At 56.0% G+C, this 22,229-nt stretch carries 17 protein-coding genes and 1 pseudogene; 8 read left to right on the forward strand and 10 right to left on the reverse strand.

What is annotated here, in order from left to right:
* Positions 1-127 precede the first annotated feature (127 nt).
* On the reverse strand, positions 128-334 hold the full coding sequence (locus tag HY308_10275) for a hypothetical protein (protein ID MBI3898667.1): 207 nt from the start codon (positions 332-334) through the stop codon (positions 128-130).
* A 730-nt stretch (positions 335-1,064) separates the two neighbouring features.
* Here HY308_10275 and HY308_10280 point away from each other — a divergent pair.
* The 8 genes from HY308_10280 to HY308_10315 all read left to right on the forward strand — a co-directional run bounded on the left by HY308_10280 (position 1,065) and on the right by HY308_10315 (position 11,570).
* Positions 1,065-2,084: an amino acid ABC transporter substrate-binding protein gene (locus HY308_10280; protein ID MBI3898668.1), complete on the forward strand. Its 1,020-nt coding sequence runs from the start codon at positions 1,065-1,067 to the stop codon at positions 2,082-2,084.
* A 92-nt stretch (positions 2,085-2,176) separates the two neighbouring features.
* Positions 2,177-3,370 (forward strand): amino acid ABC transporter permease, encoded by a 1,194-nt coding sequence (locus tag HY308_10285; GenBank protein MBI3898669.1) that lies wholly within the window; start codon positions 2,177-2,179, stop codon positions 3,368-3,370.
* 3 nt (positions 3,371-3,373) lie between these two features.
* Positions 3,374-4,474, forward strand: coding sequence for an amino acid ABC transporter permease (locus HY308_10290; GenBank protein ID MBI3898670.1), 1,101 nt, complete (start codon positions 3,374-3,376; stop codon positions 4,472-4,474).
* 82 nt (positions 4,475-4,556) lie between these two features.
* Positions 4,557-5,285 (forward strand): amino acid ABC transporter ATP-binding protein, encoded by a 729-nt coding sequence (locus HY308_10295; GenBank protein ID MBI3898671.1) that lies wholly within the window; start codon positions 4,557-4,559, stop codon positions 5,283-5,285.
* 10 nt (positions 5,286-5,295) lie between these two features.
* Positions 5,296-6,195, forward strand: coding sequence for an amino acid ABC transporter substrate-binding protein (locus tag HY308_10300; GenBank protein MBI3898672.1), 900 nt, complete (start codon positions 5,296-5,298; stop codon positions 6,193-6,195).
* 184 nt (positions 6,196-6,379) lie between these two features.
* Positions 6,380-7,438 (forward strand): porin, encoded by a 1,059-nt coding sequence (locus tag HY308_10305; GenBank protein ID MBI3898673.1) that lies wholly within the window; start codon positions 6,380-6,382, stop codon positions 7,436-7,438.
* 306 nt (positions 7,439-7,744) lie between these two features.
* The gene (locus HY308_10310; GenBank protein ID MBI3898674.1) at positions 7,745-8,728 is read left to right on the forward strand and encodes a TAXI family TRAP transporter solute-binding subunit; all 984 of its coding nucleotides are present in this window, start codon (positions 7,745-7,747) and stop codon (positions 8,726-8,728) included.
* Between the two features lie 70 nt (positions 8,729-8,798).
* Positions 8,799-11,570, forward strand: coding sequence for an aminotransferase class I/II-fold pyridoxal phosphate-dependent enzyme (locus tag HY308_10315; GenBank protein MBI3898675.1), 2,772 nt, complete (start codon positions 8,799-8,801; stop codon positions 11,568-11,570).
* Between the two features lie 10 nt (positions 11,571-11,580).
* Here HY308_10315 and HY308_10320 read toward each other — a convergent pair whose 3' ends face one another.
* The 9 genes and pseudogenes from HY308_10320 to HY308_10360 form a co-directional block, all read right to left on the reverse strand.
* Positions 11,581-12,966 (reverse strand): sigma-54-dependent Fis family transcriptional regulator, encoded by a 1,386-nt coding sequence (locus tag HY308_10320; protein ID MBI3898676.1) that lies wholly within the window; start codon positions 12,964-12,966, stop codon positions 11,581-11,583.
* A complete protein-coding gene (locus tag HY308_10325) occupies positions 12,963-14,810 on the reverse strand; it encodes a sensor histidine kinase (protein ID MBI3898677.1) in 1,848 nt (615 codons plus the stop codon). The genes HY308_10320 and HY308_10325 overlap by 4 nt, the downstream gene beginning before the upstream one ends.
* A gap of 444 nt (positions 14,811-15,254) precedes the next feature.
* The gene (locus tag HY308_10330; GenBank protein MBI3898678.1) at positions 15,255-16,559 is read right to left on the reverse strand and encodes a type II toxin-antitoxin system HipA family toxin; all 1,305 of its coding nucleotides are present in this window, start codon (positions 16,557-16,559) and stop codon (positions 15,255-15,257) included.
* Complete coding sequence (locus HY308_10335; GenBank protein ID MBI3898679.1) at positions 16,540-16,803, reverse strand: helix-turn-helix domain-containing protein; 264 nt, start codon at positions 16,801-16,803, stop codon at positions 16,540-16,542. The genes HY308_10330 and HY308_10335 overlap by 20 nt, the downstream gene beginning before the upstream one ends.
* A 25-nt stretch (positions 16,804-16,828) precedes the next feature.
* Complete coding sequence (locus HY308_10340) at positions 16,829-17,170, reverse strand: phosphoenolpyruvate carboxykinase (ATP) (protein ID MBI3898680.1); 342 nt, start codon at positions 17,168-17,170, stop codon at positions 16,829-16,831.
* A 127-nt stretch (positions 17,171-17,297) separates the two neighbouring features.
* Positions 17,298-17,981: an ABC transporter ATP-binding protein gene (locus HY308_10345; protein ID MBI3898681.1), complete on the reverse strand. Its 684-nt coding sequence runs from the start codon at positions 17,979-17,981 to the stop codon at positions 17,298-17,300.
* Positions 17,981-18,499, reverse strand: a pseudogene (locus HY308_10350) (sulfatase-like hydrolase/transferase). Before HY308_10350 ends, HY308_10345 begins: the two are co-directional and overlap by 1 nt.
* A 376-nt stretch (positions 18,500-18,875) precedes the next feature.
* Positions 18,876-19,679 (reverse strand): 4'-phosphopantetheinyl transferase superfamily protein, encoded by an 804-nt coding sequence (locus tag HY308_10355; protein ID MBI3898682.1) that lies wholly within the window; start codon positions 19,677-19,679, stop codon positions 18,876-18,878.
* Between the two features lie 3 nt (positions 19,680-19,682).
* On the reverse strand, positions 19,683-22,193 hold the full coding sequence (locus HY308_10360) for an aminotransferase class III-fold pyridoxal phosphate-dependent enzyme (GenBank protein MBI3898683.1): 2,511 nt from the start codon (positions 22,191-22,193) through the stop codon (positions 19,683-19,685).
* Between the last annotated feature and the right edge of the window lie 36 nt (positions 22,194-22,229).

Here is a 22,229-nt window from a genome sequence, read left to right on the forward strand (position 1 = left end):
TTGAGAACAATTTTTCTATATCTCTATGCCTAGTGAAAAGCTCTAACATGATGAAATGCGCCATCGGCAACAATGGAGAAAAACCCGCTAATGCCGGGAGACGACAGTGGTTGGTCCAGCATAATTATTAGATGGCATCATCCAATAACCTGATGAGGATAAAACGGCCCTGAACGTTGGTCTCGAAGTACTCGAGGCCACGAGGATCGCCGTAACCGGTGTACTTCTCGATACGGCGTCCGGCTTTAAGAAAATTCCGTTCCACCGCTCTGGATTCGGCGGTGATGCGCATCGCCGCTATACGGAACGGATTAAATCGCAGTGATTCTTCCATGATTCCATCGTGCCGACTTGTGAAACCGCATTGAAGCGCGAAAGGTGCGAGATGCAAAATATATTCCAACTTTCTCAACCAAAATTAAAAGTGAAAAATATTTCCCATCGCTGAACACTGCACACCAACGCTATTGAGACGAGGACCCGATCACCGGTTTGACGACTGATGTCGCGTGCCGAGTCACGTAGCGTGCGCCACGCGCACGGATCATCTTAATCGTGCGCATGGCGCACGCTACAAGTATGAATAAATCAGAGGTTTCTTAGTAATAACTTTGTCAAATGGGAGGGGGATTAGGAAACCACGGTCCTTCGCAGTCCCTTCTGCGTTGTTTGCAAGGCGACATACAACGGTAGAGCGCCTCAGCAAAACGCGCTTACAAAAAATCCGCCAACCAATAGAACAATCCGACCAATCGGCAAAAATATGCGCATTTTTTCGGCCGATAGGCATTATATTGCCGCAACCGTTCTTATTTCACGTTACTTCAAAACCTTTCGGGACGGTTTGTCCGTCGCCATGGGCGTTCCACGATTTAGCGGGAACTTCCGGTCTTACGAAACGATTGTCGATGTCTGCATGCACTAAACACGTCGGCTATTAGCACCCGCGATGATGATTTGTGATTGTTGGCCCGGGAGTTGCTTTACTGCGGCGCGCCCCGACTGGGTTTGCGCACAAAAACGATGATGAGGAAAACATGCGATCGATAACGAAAGGGGGAAATATGAGCACGCGTACCGTAATGGTAGCCATGACGGCCATGGCATTTTCCGGCGTAACCGCGATAGCACACGCTGGAGCGACACTGGATGCCGTAAAGAAAAAGGGAGCTGTACAGTGCGGCGTCAACACCGGCCTGCCGGGGTTCTCCGCTGCCGATGAGAAAGGTCAATGGAAGGGCATCGACGTCGACGTCTGCCGCGCTGTTGCGGCGGCGGTCTTCGGCGACGCCGAGAAAGTCAGATATACCCCGGTCACGGCGAAGGAACGGTTCACCGCGTTAGCGACCGGCGAGATCGATGTGTTGTCACGCAATGCGACCTGGACCCAGACGCGCGACGCCGATATGGGCATCGGCTTCACCGGTGTCACGTACTACGACGGTCAAGGATTTCTCGCTAAGAAGAAGCTTGGCGTGAAGACCGCCAAGAAGTTGAACGGCGCGGCGGTGTGCGTGCTTTCGGGCACGACGACGGAGCTCAACCTCGCCGATTATTTCCGCACCAACGCCATGAAATTCAAGCCCGTGGTATACGACACTGCCGACGAAACCATCAAAGCGTTCGAAGCCGGCCGCTGCGATGTGTTAACCAGCGATGCGTCGGGGCTCTATGCGCTGCGCACCAAACTCGCCAATCCGGACAGCGCCGTCGTGTTGCCGGAGCTCATTTCAAAAGAACCGTTGGGGCCGGCCGTGCGTCAAGGCGACGACGAGTGGTTCAAGCTGGTGCGCTGGAGTTTGTACGCCATGCTCAACGCCGAGGAACTCGGGATCACCTCAAAAAATGTCGACGAGATGAAGCGCAGCGCCAATCCCGAAATCAAACGCCTGTTGGGCGCTGAACAAATCAAGCACGGATTGGGCGTTTCCGACGACTGGGCCTACCAGATCATCAAGCAGGTGGGGAACTACGGCGAGAGCTTCGAGCGTAACGTCGGTAAAGAGAGCCCGCTCAAGATCGATCGCGGCTTGAATGCGCTATGGAGCAAAGGAGGAATTCAGTACGCACCACCGATTCGTTGACAAGAACAATAAGCTGAACTGCTACCGGCTTGCGTCCTGGCGACGCCAGCCGGGAACATTTAACTAATAATTATAGCGAGTCACGATTTTACATGACGCCAACTCACGATAAGCGTGGGCTACCGCCCAAACGGACTCTTTGGAATGACGCTACCATTCGAGCTCTCGCATTCCAGTTACTCACTGTTTTCGCCGTAACAGGATTACTGCTCTACATCGTTTTAAATACGTTACACAACATGGACGCGCGTGGTATCTCCACCGGTTTCGACTTCCTATCGCGGCCGGCGGGCTTTGGCATCACGCAATCATTCGTCGAGTACAGCGAGTCGACATCGACTTATGGTCGCACGTTCATTGTCGGTCTGCTCAACACGCTGGTGGTGTCGGTTCTCGGCATCGTCCTCGCGAGCTTGTTGGGACTGATCATCGGTGTAGCACGGCTGTCGAAAAATTGGCTGATCGCCAAACTGGCGGCGATCTATATCGAGCTCTTCCGTAATATTCCGTTATTGCTCCAGATTCTATTCTGGTACTTCGCCGTCTTCCTGACATTGCCGGAGATCGATACGCCGATTCAGTTCGGCGATTCAACCTTTCTTACCCGCCGCGGGCTCTATCTGCCGTCGCCGGTGTTTGCCAATGGCTTCTCGGTAGTACTTGGCGCGGCGGCGCTGGCAATAGCAGGAGCTGTTGCCGTGTCGCGCTGGGCGAGTCGACGCCGTGAGCGCACCGGTCGGCAGTTTCCTTCGTTGCTGGTGGCGACGGCGCTGGTGATTGGAATACCGATGTTGGCGTTCTTCGCCGCCGGCCGGCCGCTATCCTGGGACGCGCCGAAAATGGGAACGTTTGATTTCGACGGTGGAATGGTCGTCATCCCCGAACTCGGCGCGCTGCTGCTGGCGCTCTCCATCTACACCGCGACGTTTATCGCCGAGACCGTGCGCGCCGGCATCCTCGCCGTTTCTCACGGGCAGACCGAGGCCGCCTATGCCCTCGGCCTGCGCCCAAGTTGGACACTGCGGCTCGTCGTAATTCCACAAGCGCTGCGAGTCGCCGTTCCGCCGTTGACCAGCCAATATCTGAATCTCATCAAGAATTCCACGCTCGCCGCCGCTATCGGTTATCCCGACCTGTTTGCGGTGTTCACCGGCACGGTACTCAACCAAACCGGCCAGGCCGTCGAAGTTATTGCGATGACCATGGCGGTGTACCTGACGATCAGCTTGCTCATTTCTCTGTTCATGAATTGGTACAACGCGAATATCGCCTTGGTGGAACGCTAAAGCATGACGCATTTTGAACTTCATCCTGATTTGCCGCCGCCGATGACTTCGGTCGGCGTACTTGGCTGGGTGCGCCGGAATCTTTTCTCGTCGCCGCTAAACACCGGGCTCACACTGCTGGCGCTGTATCTGCTCTATATCGTGCTCGTGCCTGCTATCGAGTGGGGCCTCATTCGAGCCGATTGGATCGGCAGCACGCGCGCCGACTGCGACAGCGGTGGCGCCTGTTGGGTTTTTATCGGCACGCGCCTCAACCAGTTTGTGTACGGCTTTTATCCGGGTCCGCAACAGTGGCGCGTCAATCTGGCATTCGGTTTGTTAGCAGTGCTCATGATACCGATGCTCAGTCAGCGCTTTCGATGGAAAGGTTGGTTGGGCGCCCTGCTCTCTGTGATCTATCTGTTCATTGCCTACGTTCTGCTGGTCGGTGGCCACTGCGGCCTCGCGCCCGTGCCGACCGATAAATGGGGCGGCCTGATGTTGACGCTGGTGATCGCCGCGATCGGCATGGCGGCGGCACTGCCGCTCGGTGTACTACTCGCCTTGGGGCGACGCAGTAAAAAAATGCCGGTGGTGAAATCGTTGTGTGTCGTCTTCATTGAACTCTGGCGTGGTGCGCCGTTGATCACGGTACTGTTCATGTCGTCCGTGATGCTGCCACTGTTCCTGCCCGAAGGTGTCAACTTCGACAAACTGCTGCGCGCGCTCATCGGCGTGATGCTGTTCGAGGCCGCGTATATGGCCGAGGTCGTACGCGGTGGTCTACAGGGAGTTCCCAAAGGGCAGCGCGAAGCCGCCGATGCGCTCGGTTTGAGTTATTTCAAAACCATGGGGCTGGTGATTTTGCCGCAGGCACTGAAGCTCGTGATCCCCGGAATCGTCAATACCTTCATCGCGTTATTCAAGGATACGAGTCTGGTGCTGATCATCGGCCTGTTCGATCTGCTCGGCGCCGTACAGAACGCCGTCAAAGACGTCGCCTGGGGCCATGTCGCTATCGAAGGCTATGTCTTTGCGGCACTGATTTACTGGATCTTCTGCTTCGGCATGTCGCGCTACAGCCAACGACTGGAACGCCGGCTGCGTACCGGTCACGAACACTAACCACCCGACCATTTTCTTCGATTCATAAGGTGACGTCATGACTATCGCATCGCTACCGCAAACACAGGATCCCGGCCAACCGATGGTCGAGCTTCGCGGAGTACAGAAGTGGTACGGCAATTTTCATGTGCTGAAAGACATCAACCTCACGGTCACCAAAGGCGAGCGCATCGTCATCTGCGGTCCGTCCGGCTCGGGCAAGTCGACCATGATCCGCTGTATTAACCGACTCGAAGAACATCAGGCGGGTCGGATCGTCGTCGACGGCACCGAGCTGACGGGGGATCTCAAGCATATCGAGAAGGTACGTTCTGAAGTCGGCATGGTGTTCCAGCACTTCAATTTGTTCCCGCACCTCACTGTGCTCGAGAACTGCGTGCTCGCCCCCATGTGGGCACGCAAGACGCCGCGCAAAACAGCGGAAGCCGCCGCCATGAAATATCTTGAACGAGTGCGTATTCCCGAGCAGGCACGGAAGTATCCCGGCCAACTGTCCGGCGGCCAGCAGCAACGCGTGGCGATTGCGCGCAGTTTGTGCATGGGCCCCAAAATAATGTTATTCGACGAACCGACGTCGGCGCTCGACCCAGAGATGATCAAGGAAGTGTTGGATGTCATGGTCGAGCTGGCACAGAGCGGCATTACGATGTTGTGCGTCACCCATGAAATGGGCTTCGCCAAGACCGTCGCTAACCGTGTGATCTTCATGGACCACGGCCAGATCGTCGAAGAAAACCCGCCTTCGGATTTCTTCTCGAACCCGCGACACGATCGCACCAAGCTGTTCCTGAGCCAGATCCTCAAGCACTGAAAGGTGGACGATGACACAGCATAGGGTGTTAGGTGTTGTAGCGATTACGCTGGTTCTTGTTACTGCCCCAGCCTTTCCGGATACGCTCGAAAAAATATCGAGCTCGGGGAAAATTGTCCTCGGTTATCGCGAGTCGTCCGTACCCTTTTCCTACCTCGATGCCAATCAACAACCGATCGGTTATTCCATCGATATCTGCTCGCGGGTGATAGATGCGCTCAAAGCGAAGCTGCAGCGGCCGGCGCTTCAGATGGAATACAAACTGGTGACGTCGGCGACTCGTATACCACTGGTGAGAGAAGGCGCGGTCGATCTCGAATGTGGTTCGACTACCAACAACCTCGATCGCCAAAAAGACGTCGCTTTCTCGGTCACCACGTTCGTTGCCGCCAACCGTCTACTGTCGAAGAAATCGTCACGCATACGAATGCTGTTCGATCTCAAAGGCAAGACCGTGGTATCGACCGCTGGCACGACCAGTCTCAAACAATTATCCGAGTTTAACGAGCGCTATCGCTACGGCATGAAAATACTCGAAGCCAAGGATCATGCCGAGTCGTTCGCCATGATAGCGAGCGATGGCGCCGTCGCTTTCTCTATGGACGACATCTTGCTCGCAAGCCTGGTCGCCAATACATCCAATCCGACGAACTACACGCTCTCGATTCAGCCGCTGTCGATCGAGCCTTACGGCATGATGCTGCGGCGCGACGATCCTGACTTCAAGAAGGCCGTTGACGACGCGATCATTGGACTGTTCAGGAGCGGCGACATAAAAAAAATATATGCCAAGTGGTTTACGTCACCTATTCCGCCGAAGGGCGTCAATCTCAACGTGCCTATGAGCGATATGTTGGAGAAGGTAATAAAGAACCCCACCGACTCCGGCAATCCGGCGTTTTACCACTGACCTATTCAATAACGGTGCCGACGGCGATTTTTCTGTCTGCGCCATGTTTCGAATCCACGTGAGCGGCAACGGACGTTGCCCACGCCTGATATCTCGATCGATGGACGACCTGTTTAAAAAATCGAGAAAGTCGGCTAGGGATTTTGGTGTCCACATCATAAATCACGACTCAGGAGCAAGGTCCATGAATAAGAAGATGCTAACCGCAACCATCGGTGCGGCGTTGTACGCGGTCGGTCCCACGGCGTCTGCGTTAGAGGCGAAAGTATCGGGCCAAGTCAATCGCGCCATCATGTGGGCGGACGACGGCGTCACGCCTAAAACACACCATGTCGACAACGCCATGAGCGGTACCCGATTTCGCTTCACTGGCTCGGACGATCTGTCGACCGACCTGAAGGCCGGTGTCACGCTGGAGTTCGAATATTTATCCAATTCGTCGAGTTCCGTGACTCAATCGAGCAAGACCACAGATTCGGGTCTGAAAGAACGCGTGCTGGAAGCCTACTTCAGCGGTGGTTTTGGTCGGATCGGTCTCGGCCAAGGCGCCGGCGCCGCCGATGGCGGCACTGAAGTCGATCTCTCGGGCACGAACGTTGTGCAATCGGCGGCCGTAGCGGATATCGGCGGCTCGATTACCTTTATGACATCTACCGGCACTACCGGTCCCAAAATCACCGATGCCATCAATCAACAAGACTTCGAAAGCCGCTACGATCGGCTACGATACGATTCGCCGGCGTTCGGTCTGCTGAAGTTCGCGGTCAGCACCGGCACGAAAACCGACACCATCAACGAGGCCGCGATTACTTTCAATTCGAACCTCGGCGGTTCCGGCACGCTTGCCGCCGCCATCGGTTATTCCAAAGAAGATACCAACGTCGCCGGTACGCCGGAAACAACCAAAGGCGGCTCCCTCTCCTGGCTGGCATCGTTCGGCCTGAACGTGACGCTGGCGGTATCGAACGTCCAGAACGACGCCACTCCGACGGCGAAGGACGCCGACTTCCGGTACCTGAAGATCGGTTACAAGTCGGGCGATCATGCCGTCGCCTTGGATTACGGCAAAGGTGAGGATTTCACCGCCGGCGATACATCTGAGATGGTAGGTGTCGGTTACGTCTATACGGCCGCCAAGTTCGCGGAGCTGTACGCTGGCGCCAAAGTCCATCGTTTGGATCGGCCAGGCACTGAGTTTGAGGACATCACCATCGTCACTGCCGGCACGCGCTTGAAGTTCTAGCTCGTTGCACCGACGGCGGCACTTCAAGATCACCGCCGTCGGTGTACTTTATGCGCTCTACTACAGGAGTCTTCGATGAACTGCTCGAAACGCGCTGTACGACGGCATACCCATGCCGTTTCTTTCACTACATTGAATTTATCTCATGGATTAATCGAAAAAATGTCATTTTCCATGAGATAAATTTGTGTCCATACTTTTTCTCGTGCCTCCGAGCGAAGGCTGTCGTCGGTGGCGGACCACTCTCTGATTGAAGGAATGACGCCCATGATTATCCGATCGATCGAATCAATGAGAGGAAAAACAATGCGATTGCTAAAAAAAACGTTCGCTTCTCTGGCAGCAACAATAATGATAGGAACATCTGTGCCAGCGTCAGCCGCTCAGGATTTGCTCATAGGCGGCGGCTCGGCTTCCGGTGTTTATTATCAGGCCGCGTTGCAACTGTGCAACGTGATCAACCGGCACTCGGCCGGCAAGTACAACTGCATCGGTCGCCCGGCGCTGGGCTCCGCGTTCAATATCAACGCGGTAAACCAGGGGTTGCTGGACTTCGGGGTCGCACAATCGGATAGCAACTGGCAATCCTACACCGGCAACGCCGATTGGAAAGGCAAGCCAATCGTTAACCTCCGCAGCGTCTTCAGCATGCACCCGGAGGCAGTACTACTGATCAGTCGTAAAGATACTCGCATTGCCTCCATCGATGATCTCAAGGGCAAGCGCGTCAATATCGGCAATCCCGGCTCGGGTCATCGCGGCAACGCCGAAGACGTGCTGCGCATCCACCGCATCCACCCAGCACGCGACCTCCAGGCCGGGGGCCTGCAACAACACGACGCTTCCCGCGCCCTTGTGGACCGCACGATCGATGCGCTTTTCTATACGGTCGGCAACCCCAACGCCGCCATCGAAGAGCTCGCAAACTCGACTCATATTTCATTGATTCCGATTAACTCGCGGGCGCTGAAAAAATTCATCGCCGATAAACCCTATTACGTAACAACCACGATCCCGGCGGGCACCTATAAGGGCGTTGATCAGCCGACAGAAACCTACGCCGTAAAGGCCACCATCGTTGCTAGCGCCGATGCGTCCGAGCAAATGATCTACGACGTAGTGAAAATTGTATTTGAGCATCTGGACGAACTGCGCAATGCGCACACTGCGTTCAAAGATCTCACCTCGGAGGAGATGCTACGCGGCCTATCGGCACCGTTTCATCCCGGTGCTCTCGAATACTACAAAGAGCGCGGCTGGAAAATTCCGGAAACGCTCGCCGCACAATGAGACCGACGTGGGATTCGTGACAATTCACCCACCTACCGACAATGGCGATAACTTCGCCACAGGCAATGAAATGAACCGTAAATTGAATACCACCCGATCACACCGTGATAATTCGATCAATTTTTGCAGCGGTGTTTGGGAAGCACGGAACGACTATTGGATACACCTATCGGACAACGCGGACCACCTGTTCGACGCCGAGACCAGCGGCGGCGACACCGAACCGGCGCGTCATCACGTCGCGAAGATTCTGCAGCAACTTGAACCGATCGAAAGCTATTGGTCATTCCCTGGCCGGATCCAGTTCGAGCGCCTCCTCACACTGTTTCGCGACGGCGAGTTTCGCCTGTTCAGCGAGTCGGTGAAACCGATCGCGCGTGCGGTATCGGGACAGACTTACCGCTCCGCTCCAGACGGACCGCCCTTCGCCGGCAACGACACGGCCGCCGACGAAGAGACACGCCGACAACTCGGCGACGACGCGCGCCGTCCCTACTTCGAAGTGCTGATTGTCGATAACCTGTCGGCACAGCAGGAAGAATCGCTGCGCGCACGTGTGCGCCGCCGGCGCCGACCCGAAGACAAATTTATTTATGAGATCGTAACCGTCCCCAGTTACCAGGACGCTCTAATCGCGGCGCTGCTCAACTTCAATCTCCAAGCCTGCGTGATCCGCCACGGTTTTTTGGTGAAGTCGAGATTCACGCTCGACATATTGCACAGGCTGGTCGACGGCAATGAAACGGCGTTACATGTGCTCGAGCGTATGTCGAAAAGCGAGCGCGGTTGCTGGCTCGGCGCCAAGATCGCGCAACTCCGGCCCGAACTCGATCTATACATGGTGGCCGATGTGTCGATGGAGAACATCGCCGGTCAGCTGTGCGATAAATTCCAGCGCGTGTTTTATGGCGAGGACGACGATCACGAGCTGCATTGCAGCATCTTGCAGGCGATCGAAGACCGCTATCAGACGCCATTTTTTACCGCGCTCCGAGAATACAGTCAGCAACCGACAGGGGTATTCCACGCGCTGCCTATCTCTCGCGGCAAGTCGATCCTGCAATCGCACTGGATCCGAGATATGGCGCGGTTCTACGGACTCGGTATATTCATGGCCGAGACCTCGGCCACGTCCGGTGGCCTCGACTCACTGCTGGAGCCAACCGGACCGATGAAGCTTGCGCAGGTGCTCGCCGCGCGTGCATTCGGTTCCAAATACACATTCTTCGTCACCAACGGCACCTCGACCGCGAACAAAATCGTCGTGCAAGCGTTGATCCAGCCGGGCGACATCGTGCTGCTCGACCGCAACTGCCACAAGTCGCATCACTACGGCATGGTGCTCTCGGGCGCGCGCGTTGCGTACCTCGATGCCTATCCCCTAAACGAGTACGCCATGTATGGCGCCGTACCGCTGAAGGAGATCAAACGTACGCTGCTTGCATTTCGCCGTGCCGGCAAGCTCGATCGGGTCAAGCTCATACTGCTAACCAACTGCACCTTCGACGGCGTCGTGTATGACGTTGAGCGCGTCATGGAGGAATGTCTCGCTATTAAATCGGATCTGATCTTCCTGTGGGACGAGGCGTGGTTCGCGTTCGCCGGGTTTCATCCGACCTATCGCCGGCGCACCGGCATGGGCGCCGCCGCACAACTGCGCGAACGCTTCGCCGATCCCGACTATCACCGACGCTATCTCGATTTCAAGGAATCGTTCGGCGATACCGCGGACGACGCGCGATGGTTGTCCACGCGACTCGTCCCCGACCCGATGACGGCACGGGTACGTGTGTATGTGACACAGTCGACTCACAAGACACTGACGGCGCTACGACAAGGATCGATGATTCACATATACGACCAGGACTTCAAAAAAAAGGTCGAGGTTGCGTTTCGCGAAGCGTACATGACACACACGTCGACCTCGCCCAACTATCAAATATTGGCGTCGCTCGACGTCGGCCGTCGACAAGTTGAACTCGAAGGCTACGAATTAGTGCAAATACAATTAAACCACGCAATGACGCTGCGAAAACGGATCGCGACGCATCCGTTGATAAAAAAGTATTTCCGCTTTCTTACTCCCACCGATCTGATTCCAGCGGAATTTCGACCACCCGGCGTCGATAGATATTTCGACTCAGACCAGTCCTGGACATGCATGGAGCAGTGCTGGCGGAGCGATGAGTTTGTAATCGATCCCACGCGCCTGACGCTCTATATCGGCGGGACCGGCATCGACGGCGACACTCTCAAGCACGAGTACTTGATGGATATGTTCGGCATCCAGATTAATAAGACCTCGCGTAATACTGTGCTGTTCATGACCAACATCGGCACCACGCGCAGCGCGGTCGCGTACTTGATTGAAGTGTTGGCGAAGCTTGCCCTCACGTTCGATCAACGCACCGATAACATGAGCCCAGCGGAGCTAGGCCGGCATCGAGAGCGGATAGAAACGCTAACCCAGCGACAGCCACCGCTGCCGAACTTCAGCGAGTTTCACTGGCAATTTCGCGGCGATCCATCGACAACGGATGGCGACATCCGCAAGGCGTACTTCATGTCGCACGACGAGAGCTTGTGTCGTTATATCACGTTGGCGGATCTTGAGCGGCAGGTGGCGATGGGTCGGACGCTCGTGTCGGCGGCATTCGTGATTCCCTACCCGCCCGGCTTCCCGGTGCTATTACCCGGACAGCTCATCAGCAAGCAGATCCTCGCGTTTATGGAAGCGCTCGATACGCGCGAGATTCACGGTTACCGCCCGGAGATCGGCTTTCGCGTATTTACCGACGAGGCATTATCGACAAAGGAGATCGCGCCGCTGCGTAACGTCTGATTCCATAAATTCAATGGCGAAAGTCTCGGCGCGCTAATCCGTAGGTAATCATTTTCTGGTTCAAGGTACGGCGCGGTATGTCGAGTTCGTCGAGCACCGCCTTGATATTGCCTTTGTGGCGAATCAGCGCCTGCTCGATGACACGGCGCTCAAAGTGGCGCACCTGATCGGCGAGATTGTCGGTGGCGCCGTTTTGCGACGCTGAATTGTCAGCGCTTGTCTGAACCGTAACGGCCGACGGCACCAACCAATCGACGCCGGTACCAATTCCAAGCACATAACGCTCGGCGACGTTGCGTAGCTCACGGATATTACCCGGCCAGTCATAGTCGACCAACGCACGCAGATCGTTAGCTGTCGGTGGTTGAACCTCGACGTTGTGAATCCTGGCAGCGCGGGCACAGAAATATTCGAATAGCAGCGGAATATCAGACTTGCGCTGGTGCAGCGCAGGAATGCGCAACTCGGCCACGCCAAGGCGATAGTACAAGTCGGCACGAAATCGTCCGGCCGTAGACAACGCGCGCAAATCAGCCTTGCTCGCGGCCACCACGCGCAGGTCCACGGAAATCGATTGGTTGGATCCGAGCCGCTCCACTTCGCTTTCCTGCAGCACCCGCAATAGCTTGACTTGAAGATTGAGCGGCATGCTCTCGATCTCATCGAGGAACAACGTGCCGCCACTGGCGTGCTCCACCTTGCCTATCCGCCGACGCGTGGCACCGGTAAACGCACCACCTTCATGACCGAAGAGTTCATTTTCAAAAATGGACTCGGGTATGGCGGCGCAGTTGATGGCAACAAACGGCCGATCACGGCGCGTACTGAAATCGTGCAGACAACGCGCCACCAATTCCTTACCGCTGCCGGTTTCGCCGTTGATGAGAACATTTACCGTGGTCGCCGCCAGCTTGAGGACGCTGTGCCGCAATTGCTCCATCCCCTTGGAGATCCCGAGCAATCGGCCCTCGACACCATTCTGCGAATCGATCTGCTCGCGCAAACGCCGCACTTCGATCACCAATCGGCGTTTCTCGCCGGCCCGGCGCAATACATCGATCAACTTTTCCGGATCGAACGGTTTTTCAATGAAGTCGTAGGCACCGATCCGCATGGCCTCGACTGCCATGGCAATCTCACCGTGGCCAGTGATCAACACCACCGGCAAATCAGCATCCAAAGATTGGATACGCCGCAGCAGCTCGAGACCGTCCATGCCGGGCATTTTGACATCGCATAGCAACACGCCGCGACAATCGCGATTGATTTCGCCCAGCAGCACTTCCGGCAACTCGAAAGTTTTTATTTCGAATCCAGAAAGCGTGAGCCAACTGTGTACAGACTCGCGCATTGGCGCTTCGTCATCAACGAAGTAGACGACGGGATGTTGATTCATGAACGTGTTTCCACCGCGGTATGCAACGGAATGGTAAGGGTAAAGACGGCGCCACCGCCACTGCGATTGGCCACACGTAGGGTGCCACCGAGGTCGGTGACGATGCCATAGGAAATCGATAGCCCCAAGCCGAGGCCCCGCCCCACTTCCTTGGTAGTAAAAAAAGGATCGAATAAGCGCGGTAGGTCGGTAGGCGCTATGCCGGAACCAGAGTCGGCAACACTGACGATGGCGCGTCCATCGCCGATCGTTGCTTCTATTATGATAAGGCGATGTCCGACATTAGCCGTGGCGTCGATGGCATTGCTCAGCAGGTTGACGAACACCTGCTCCAGGCGCACTTCATCGGCCAGCACCAACAACGCCTGTTGCGGCAAGTTCAGCTGCAACTCGACGGCGTGCAAACGCCGCTTGGCGTCGATCAGGGTGACAGCGCGATCGATAGCAGTCTGCAACGCCGTCGGATGCAACACGCCAGGGCTCTTGCGAGCGAAAATCTTTAGATGCGACGTGATGCGACCCATGCGCTCCGTCAGGTCGGACATAGCACGCAGATGTCGCTCACTTTGTTCCTGTTCGCCTTGCCCCAATAGTAACCGCAAGCTCGCCATATAGGTGCGCAGCGCGGCAAGCGGCTGATTGAGTTCGTGCGCAATACCGGCGGAAAGCTGGCCGAGGGCTGCCAACTTTCCGGACTGGATCAACTCTTCCTGTGCCTCCTTGAGCTCGCGTTCTGCCTGCTCGCGGTCGACCACCTCCTGGCGCAGGCGCTCGTTGGCAATTCGCAGTTCCTGCGTACGCAGCGCTACGCGGCTCTCGAGTTCATCCTTAGCGTGCAAACGCAAACGGATCTTAAGTTGGCGCTCGCGCAGGAACAACGCTAGTAACACGATCAATATCGCCACGGAAACCGCGATATAAACCATATGCGTAATACGCTCTCGTACCGGCGCGAAATCGGACAGATAAAACAGTTTCCAGTCAAACTCGGCCAACTCGCGTTCCTGGACAAGATAGCGCGGATTGCGATTGCGCCAAGAGGCAACCTGGGTTAACAAGCGGATGACGTGCGTTCCAGGCGCCAGGCGGCGTTCGACGGTTAGTTCAAGTGGCAAGATCTTGCGATTAATGAATTCGCGACTCACGTGGCCGCGCTTGCCGGCGTACTCAGCTAGCGTCGCCAACGAGCGATACTTCCACTCGTCATGGCTCGCAAGCAGAACCACACCATCGCTGTCGACCAGCATCACCGATTCGAGGCTTGCGGTCCACGCGACTTCGATAGGATCCAGATTGATCTTGACGATAACGGCGCCAATCGGTTTCTCTGCATCGACGATAGATCGCGATAGATAGAAACCGGGCTCGCCGGTCGCCGCGTCAATCCCGAAGAATCCGCGACCGTGCCCTAATGTCGTTTCGGTAAGGTACGGACGAAAACCAACGTCTGTGCCGACAACATTGTGCGGACTACGCCAGTTGCTTGATGCGCGGACAACGCCTGCCGCGTCGAGAATAAACAACTCGTCGGTGCCTGCTTCGGCGTTGGTACGCTCAAGTAAACGACTGGCACGCTCATTGAGCGCTGAGCGGTTGATCTTCAGGGCGGTAACGATGTCTGGGTGATTCGACAACAGCAACGGCAGCGGGCTGAAACGGTCGATAGCGCCACGGAGGGTCTGCGCATAAAGCTCCAGCCGATGCTCACCGACTCGCTGCAGTTCGGCTACCGCGCCCCGCTCTGCGTAACCCCACGTCTGCCACACGGCGAAGACGCTGGTGACAAGCAAGAACAGAAGAATACCCAAATAACGACCTGTGCGCTGGGCGACAATCATTGGCATCGCACGAGCTCAACAAAGTACACCGACGGTCGCGACGTGCAATCGTGGTACCTCCTTGGGATTATCAACGCTTGCTCAATCATGCAATTTTTTCTTGTTTTCGGACCGCCTATTTCTCAATCGCGGTAACTCGACACTCCGTCCCAATATATCAGTTGGTCGAGCGTCCGCCGTGGTGATGGCGATGTCATCGGCGAACCGATGGCTGAGCAGAATGACACCTGTGAATATATGGTTTGCTATTATCGCGGTTAAAGACCCGATTGTTGATTGGTGTTGTCGTGTTCTTCAAACAAATTATACGGATAGCCGGCTCTTCCTCGAACCTGTAGTCCGGTCGGTCGCTGTGCTCCAACTTGGGATCGCCGCGCCAGAGGGGAATCGTCGTCGTGATCATGTGGCTCACAGTTACAAGTTGGAATAGCTTTGGAGGAGGCAAATCGCTCACGGTTTCGGCACGCTATCGTCATCCGGCGTATCGGACGGGGAAGCATCGTCCAGTGAGAGCGTCGAGACGTACTGACGATTGGGTTCGACCGAAAGACGTCCGCCATCCCATTCCTGGGTCAGGTGTTGTAGAAAGCGCGCCTCGACGCGCGACCGATTCGCCGCCAGCGTTTCGGTCATGGCGCTGGCGATACGATCGATGACGTACGCGGGGTGGCGGACGTGACAGATATCAGCACCGAAGCGCAAGAGTTCGTCACGTGACGGATACGTCTTTTGCTTGTTGAGCTTCAGTGCCAAGGTACGATCGACCATCGACCGGCGGGTGCGGTGGTCGACGTAGTCGTAGACGGTCGTCGTGACCACATCGTACAGCGGCGCCAGCGTCGGTGACGCCGCCACTGGGCGCTCATAGAGCAAGCCAAAGTTTTTCAGATGGGCATCGCCGTTACGCACCATCACCGACAACGCGACGTATTCAAAAAACCGCTGGCGGCTTTCCAAACCTTCGCCATCGCGACAGAAGGCTTGGATGAAACGGGCGATGGCTTCGTAGCTGCCTTGATACTTGTAGTTACCCTGCGTATCCGGTGCTTTACCCATCAGCACGGCCATGTCCTCGAAACCGAACGACCTGCCCTCGTTGAGGTCGAAGCGTTCCATAACAAACAGACCGCCATCGTTCGAAAGCCAGAAGTTGGGCACGCGGATGCCCGCGCGCCGCGCGGCGTCCATGCATAAGAATTCGTTTTGCGTGAGGAACGGAAATTCGTCGCCGCCGGACTTCACGATCAGATCGGATTGGGCGACAGTGGCCCGATGCGGCAGCGGTTTTTCAGCGTCCGGAATCATGACCTTTGGCTGCACGCCGGAGATGCCGGACTCGAAATAGGTCTCAACGAGAAAATTAAAAAGTGCTCGGGTCGGTTCGCGCGTCAGCAGTTCGTCACGCCCTACCTGCGGTTTCGGGCGCGATCGCGACTCCCCAGGTAATGCAAAGGTCAGTCGCCCAACTTGGTTACCGCCAACGATCGACAAGAGTTTCATGTCGTCGATGGTTTCGTGCTTCGCCATGCGCTCGACGATTTGGCGGTATAACCAACCCTCAGGTTGGTTCATGGCGAACACCGGCAGAAGCGTCGTCGACGCATAGCTCTCCGCCCGGATCGGCATCGTCAGCGACACCTCGCAGGAGTGATCGCCGGTGGAATAGTTGAACACGTAGCGGGACTCGCGATCGAGCGCACCCGATTCCCCTTGTGGGGTCGAAACGATCAGACGTTTAATCTTCTGCGGGCTCATCCAGCAACTCGTTCAAGCGATCAAGTTCAAGGCGCGCATCGACGATGGTAAGCCCCTTATCCAAAGCGGCCAACGCCGCGAGCACTGTGTAAAACTCGACGTTCTTCCCCGCCTCCAAATCGGCAATGGTTTGACGCCGACAACCGACGCGTGCGGCAACCCATTGCTGGGTCTTGCGTCGCGCGAGGCGGTTGGCGCGGAAGGCGGCGCCGAAATCTGAGGCGGAAAAGAGGTTGGTAGTCATGTTCGTTTTTACGAACTTTTAAAGTTTATATTCGTATATTGTTCGTTATAACGAACTCTCTGTCAAGAATAGATGGTACTGCCCCTTGGCTCACATTGGCGCCTACTACCTTTATGAGGGGTCGATTAACTTTGCCCCAACGAATTTGCCGGTCGGTCGAGGGTTCGCGGACGATAAATTTATCGTTAGCGGAGCGGCCGCTGTGTACGACTAACGGGCCGTCGGCGGCAACAACACCTTCGTGGCGACGAAGCGCGTGCTCGTAAAGCACGGGGACGGAAAGGTTCCAATGCACTTCGCCTAGCTCGGTAAGTCCGTGAGCGGCGAGCCCGTGTCGATCTGGCTCACCTGAATATTGCTCTTCCATTACGCTGTCCTCGAAAAATTGGAATTGGCTTAGAAAGTTTTCGCATTAAATGGAGACGACGTTCGCGCCGACGGCGCATCCGCTTCTGCTGTGAAATGTCGTGGCGAGGAGCTCGCTCTTGGGATTACTATTCCCCCATGTACGCCCAACGTACCTGGGGATTGGTCAACAACGCCGCCGCCGAGTCCGTCAACACAATGCTGCCGCTATCCATGACATAACCGCGATCACTCACTTGAAGCGCGAGCTTCGCGCTCTGCGCCACCAGCAATACCGTCACTCCGTCACGTGCGATCTGGGTGATGACATTGAAGATCTTCCGCACCATGATCGGTGCGAGACCCATGGTCGGTTCATCGAGCAGCAACATTTTTGGTCGACTCATGAGCGCGCGACCGATGGCGACCATCTGTTGCTCGCCGCCGGACAGCGTGCCAGCCGATTGCTTGTAACGTTCTTTCAACAACGGAAAGCGTGCGTATACGCGTTCGATGTCGGACTTAACCGACGCCTTGTCATTGCGGGCATACGCACCGACGGCAAGGTTCTCGGCGACAGTCAATTGGCCAAAGATGCCGCGCCCCTGCGGCACGAATGCCATACCGCCGCGCGCCAGCTTGTAAGCCGGAACGCCTTTGATATCGGCACCGTCATAAACAATGTGACCCTGCTTGAGCGGCACGAGGGCGCAGATCGCTTTGAGAATGGTGCTCTTACCAACGCCGTTGCTGCCGACCAACGCGATCTCCTCCGCTGCGTCGATGTTCGCGCCCGCCAGATACGCGTCCAGCACCCGTGGATCGCGCTGCACTGCTGCGCAGCGAACACCACTTCTTCGTCAAAATCGAGTTGATTAGTGCGCAAGCATGGGCCAGCGTCGACGACCGAACTCATGTTGTGATACCAGCTCGGTCGTACCTTCGGATGATCCCAATCCGGCGTCCAGCCGAAATCCGCCGGATAGATATCGGTGGTAAGACGCTCTTCAAAACCATGCAATTGGTCAGCGCCACAAAAATGCATCTTGCCGGACAAGATGGTGCGATAGCCGGCATGGCGCAAATAGTGACCGAAGGTCAGCGCCTCAGACGGTAGTTCTGCCGCATTGTCGTAACCGCCGGTTCTCGATGGTAGCTTGCCGGTCATGAACACGTAACGCGCCGGCGTACATAACGGGCTGTTACTGTAGGCGTCGTCGAACACAACTCCCTGGGCGGCGAGAGCATCGATGTGAGGCGTTTTGCTGACCGAGTTACCGTAGATACGCAATGCGTTGGTGGTTAACTGATCTGCCATCAACAACAGAATATTAGGCTGAGATCGATTCATGAATCTCCGTGGTAAAAAAATAACGTATAAAGTAGCGTCGTATTAAAGATAGCCTATCTGCTATTTTTGACGTGTGAAGATGCGAATTCCTCATTTGTCCATTAAGACTGCTAATGGCTACACGTTCGCAACTGCCGCCGCTGCAATCACTGGTGTTCTTCGAGTGAGCCAGTCTTTCTAAATTTGTTCCGCGATTGGGTTTCCGACAAGTGCCGAGCATCGATAGCACAAAGCCTACGCCACGCTCGCTGGTATGCCGCCGGTGACAAGACTCTACGCCGCGTTGTTACCCTGCGTGGTCGGCATCCTGTGGGGTTGGTCACCAGGGCTTCGTCTTCGTGATACGGCGATGTACGTAAAAAGTCGGGCTAGCAAGCTAAAGCTGCCATTCCTGCCCGCTGCGATAGACAAGTACATTTACACCAGCATCGGTTAATCGGCTTTGCACGCACCAATGGCGAGGATCGGCGAGTGCATTCGCCTCGTGGCATTGCCATCGTGGTGAAACCGGTTCCTGCCAATCCGTTAGGAAAATGTTTTGCGCGAAGGCGGCGAAGCTCCCTTCGCCACAGGCTTTATACAGCGCTTCTTTCAACGACCAGATGAGTGTCCGCGCCTGTTGGTTGTCGCATTGTCTCGTCGTCATCACCGCTGCCACTTCAGTCGCGAGCACCAACTCGGAAAGGCTTTGCGCCCGCACCGCGGCGCATAACTCCGTATCTATTCCGAGCGGAACATTGCCAATGGCGGCAACCGCGTAACGTCGGCAATGACTGATCGAGAGGTAGGTTTGGTCGTCAATAAAAGGGCGGCCATTTTGCTGACGGCGGATTGTCGTCGCCGAAAGTGCTGATGATCCACCCCGGAAATGACGGAGTGCGTATTTGGCTGCCAACCGTCCGGCCAACCATTCGAGCCGGCGCTTTTGAATCGGGAAGCGCTCGAACTGGTGTATCTCATCCACCGTCAGCGATTCGATTAACAACGGTGGGAGTCGTTCGTCGATAAACCAGTCGCGGCGAAATTTCTCCAGATCGATCGTCGCGCAAACTATCGACGCCGACGGCTCCGACCACTCTGTTATGGCGATCTCCGGGAGCAACACGGAAGTCACTGCGGTTGCCGATGAACCGGGAGAGAAGAGGCTTCTGTTATCACAAGTTATGTCGGACTGGCACATCTCTTAATTTAAAAAGCTGGACATGTCTTCACAAACGGCGGCAAACGCCTTAACAAAACGATCGATCTCGCGCTGCTCGATGACCAATGGCGGCTGAATCCGAATCACCGTCGAACTGTTCGCCGTTACAAACGTAAGAATATTGTGATCGTTGCCAAGCTTGGTGACGAAGCGCAAACAGAACATTTCGCTAAACGTTTCTTCCATTTTGTCGATTGCCGAATTCAGGTGCTGCTTGACCTCATCCGGAAAAAATTGATAGGTCAGATGCCAATTACCGGAAAAGCGCGTGCCCAACTCGTTGGCGCAAGCCCGGATTGCGCCTTTGAAGTTATTGTCGAACTGAATTCCCAGCATCAGGCCCTTGCCACGAATCTCGGTAATGAACGGATAGTTCGCGGTCGCGCGCTCAAGCTCCGATTTGAAATAGTCGCCGAGACGCTCCGCCCGCTCCGGCAATCGCTGCTCCAACACGCCGTCAATCGCCGCCAACCCGGCGACAGCGGCGATATTGCCGCCGCCGAAGGTGGAGGTATGAAGCGCGAATCGATCCGCCGTCCCATACGCGGCGTCCCATACCGACGCGGTGCTAAGCGTGGCGCCGATAGGAATGACACCGCCGGAAAGCGATTTTGCCAGCACCAAGATATCCGGCTCGAGTCCGTCCCATTCGCTGGCGAACATCCGGCCGGTGCGACCCAAACCGGTTTGAATTTCGTCGACGATGAACAAAGTTCCGGTGCGACGACACACTTCCTGAGCACCGGCGAGATAACCCGCCGCCGGCACGCGCACACCGCCCTCTCCTTGAATCGGCTCGACGATAAACGCCGCAACATCCATCGATGCCAGCTCGCGCGTGAGCGCATCGAGGTCGCCGAACGGTGTCGACGTGCAACCCGCTACCAACGGTTTGAAATGCTTTTGGTGCTTTTCCCGGCCGGTAACAGAAAGAGCCCCCAAGGTTTTGCCGTGATAGCTGTTCTGCGCATACACAAAACGCGGACGTCCGGTGGCGGCCCTGGCGGTTTTCAGTGCGGCCTCCACCGCTTCCGTTCCGGAGTTGCTAAAAAATACCCGCTGCAGATTTCCCGGCGCTATTTCACAGAGCCGCTCGGCGAGCCTGGAGGTTTCTTGCGGTAACGAAACGTATTGGACGAAATTCGGCTTCATCTGACCGAGGTAGTCCTGAATAGCTTGGGTGACACACTGGGGATTGTGACCCAAGTTCAAGCAACCGTAGCCGGAAACCATATCGAGAAACGGATTGCCGTCGGTGTCGGTCAGCGTGCATTTCTCGGCGCGATCGAACACCCGGTCGCAATGCTGCATGCCGAGAAAATCTGCCATTACCGGATTGATGTGATGGCGATACCGCTGCGCTGTCTGCGCGCGCCGATTCGGATTTTGTTTGTCGCCGCGATCGGGCTTAGCGGTGTGATGAAAACCGCGGAAACTTTTTATCAGTTCCTTATCGATGCGCTGACCGTACGACGCCAGCGGAAATGCCTCGAAGCCATGAGACTGTGCGAGCTTGCCGATTTCGAGCACCTTCTCCGGTGCCAAGGTGCGGCCTATCGAAAAACATTCGGCACGTTCCTCCAGCGCCAATACCATCGTCTCGGCCAGACACCCATTGATCTGCTGTTTAATACCCATGTTTAAAAATTCACCGCCCATTCGGACCTTGGGCGATGCACTGACACAACCCCCATCTATTACCAGCACATCGCTGCGCGAATAAGGCATCGACGGTACATCGCGCGGCAAGGCGATATCGATGACGATCGCGCCCGGCAACAATCGCGCGGGATCGATCACGCCGCCGGCAGAAGTCGCGGCGACCAACAAACGGTTCGCGGCGATACAATCCTCGACACGCTCAGTCAGCGTTACTTGATCACGCCACTTGGCGGGAAGATGTTCCAATAACGATTCTCGTTTGGCGCCGCTTCCTTTGTGCACCAGCTCTACCTGACATTCCATTGCCAGCAACAACTTCGCCATTACCAAGCCGATGGAACCGGGATAGCCGACGATCCCTATACGCGTCTCCTTCGGCACCAACATCAGCCAATCCAACACCTGACATAACGCGCTATAGCCCGCATACGCCGTTAGTGAATTGCCGCTAGTCACCGGCAGCGATGCGTCGCGGGAGGTATCGAGTCCGCGGTTACCGATGATGGAGGTGAATCCTCCGAGTCCGACCAACTGTGCGCCCCGATCTCGCAACGAGTCGATGCCCGCCAAAATCCTGGCTTGCACCTGGTGCACCGACGCCAGCATTTCTTCAGCAGTAAGGGGCATGTAGCTCACCATACCCTCGCAGACAGCCGAGCTGGCCGAGCGAATTTGACCAAAATCGACGAACGGAACGAGATTTCGCTGATGCCAAACATCTCGCTGATATCCGCTTTGGAGATCGCTCGCGGTTCGCTCCAGCAGGTCGAGCATCTTCACATACCGCTTCAGGTCGACCGATGTAGGATGCGCAATAAATCCGAATTTCATGATTTTCTCTGGTATTAGTTACAAGTAACTTCTGAT

Source organism: Gammaproteobacteria bacterium, assembly GCA_016199745.1.
In the GTDB taxonomy this organism is placed as follows: domain Bacteria; phylum Pseudomonadota; class Gammaproteobacteria; order Acidiferrobacterales; family Sulfurifustaceae; genus JACQFZ01.

Coding starts and splice junctions, on each gene's coding strand:
- HY308_10275 (MBI3898667.1), bottom strand. CDS start 334: ATGGAAGAATCACTGCGATTTAATCCGTTCCGTATAGCGGCGATGCGC.
- HY308_10280 (MBI3898668.1), top strand. CDS start 1,065: ATGAGCACGCGTACCGTAATGGTAGCCATGACGGCCATGGCATTTTCC.
- HY308_10285 (MBI3898669.1), top strand. CDS start 2,177: ATGACGCCAACTCACGATAAGCGTGGGCTACCGCCCAAACGGACTCTT.
- HY308_10290 (MBI3898670.1), top strand. CDS start 3,374: ATGACGCATTTTGAACTTCATCCTGATTTGCCGCCGCCGATGACTTCG.
- HY308_10295 (MBI3898671.1), top strand. CDS start 4,557: ATGGTCGAGCTTCGCGGAGTACAGAAGTGGTACGGCAATTTTCATGTG.
- HY308_10300 (MBI3898672.1), top strand. CDS start 5,296: ATGACACAGCATAGGGTGTTAGGTGTTGTAGCGATTACGCTGGTTCTT.
- HY308_10305 (MBI3898673.1), top strand. CDS start 6,380: ATGAATAAGAAGATGCTAACCGCAACCATCGGTGCGGCGTTGTACGCG.
- HY308_10310 (MBI3898674.1), top strand. CDS start 7,745: ATGCGATTGCTAAAAAAAACGTTCGCTTCTCTGGCAGCAACAATAATG.
- HY308_10315 (MBI3898675.1), top strand. CDS start 8,799: ATGAACCGTAAATTGAATACCACCCGATCACACCGTGATAATTCGATC.
- HY308_10320 (MBI3898676.1), bottom strand. CDS start 12,966: ATGAATCAACATCCCGTCGTCTACTTCGTTGATGACGAAGCGCCAATG.
- HY308_10325 (MBI3898677.1), bottom strand. CDS start 14,810: ATGCCAATGATTGTCGCCCAGCGCACAGGTCGTTATTTGGGTATTCTT.
- HY308_10330 (MBI3898678.1), bottom strand. CDS start 16,559: ATGAGCCCGCAGAAGATTAAACGTCTGATCGTTTCGACCCCACAAGGG.
- HY308_10335 (MBI3898679.1), bottom strand. CDS start 16,803: ATGACTACCAACCTCTTTTCCGCCTCAGATTTCGGCGCCGCCTTCCGC.
- HY308_10340 (MBI3898680.1), bottom strand. CDS start 17,170: ATGGAAGAGCAATATTCAGGTGAGCCAGATCGACACGGGCTCGCCGCT.
- HY308_10355 (MBI3898682.1), bottom strand. CDS start 19,679: ATGTGCCAGTCCGACATAACTTGTGATAACAGAAGCCTCTTCTCTCCC.
- HY308_10360 (MBI3898683.1), bottom strand. CDS start 22,193: ATGAAATTCGGATTTATTGCGCATCCTACATCGGTCGACCTGAAGCGG.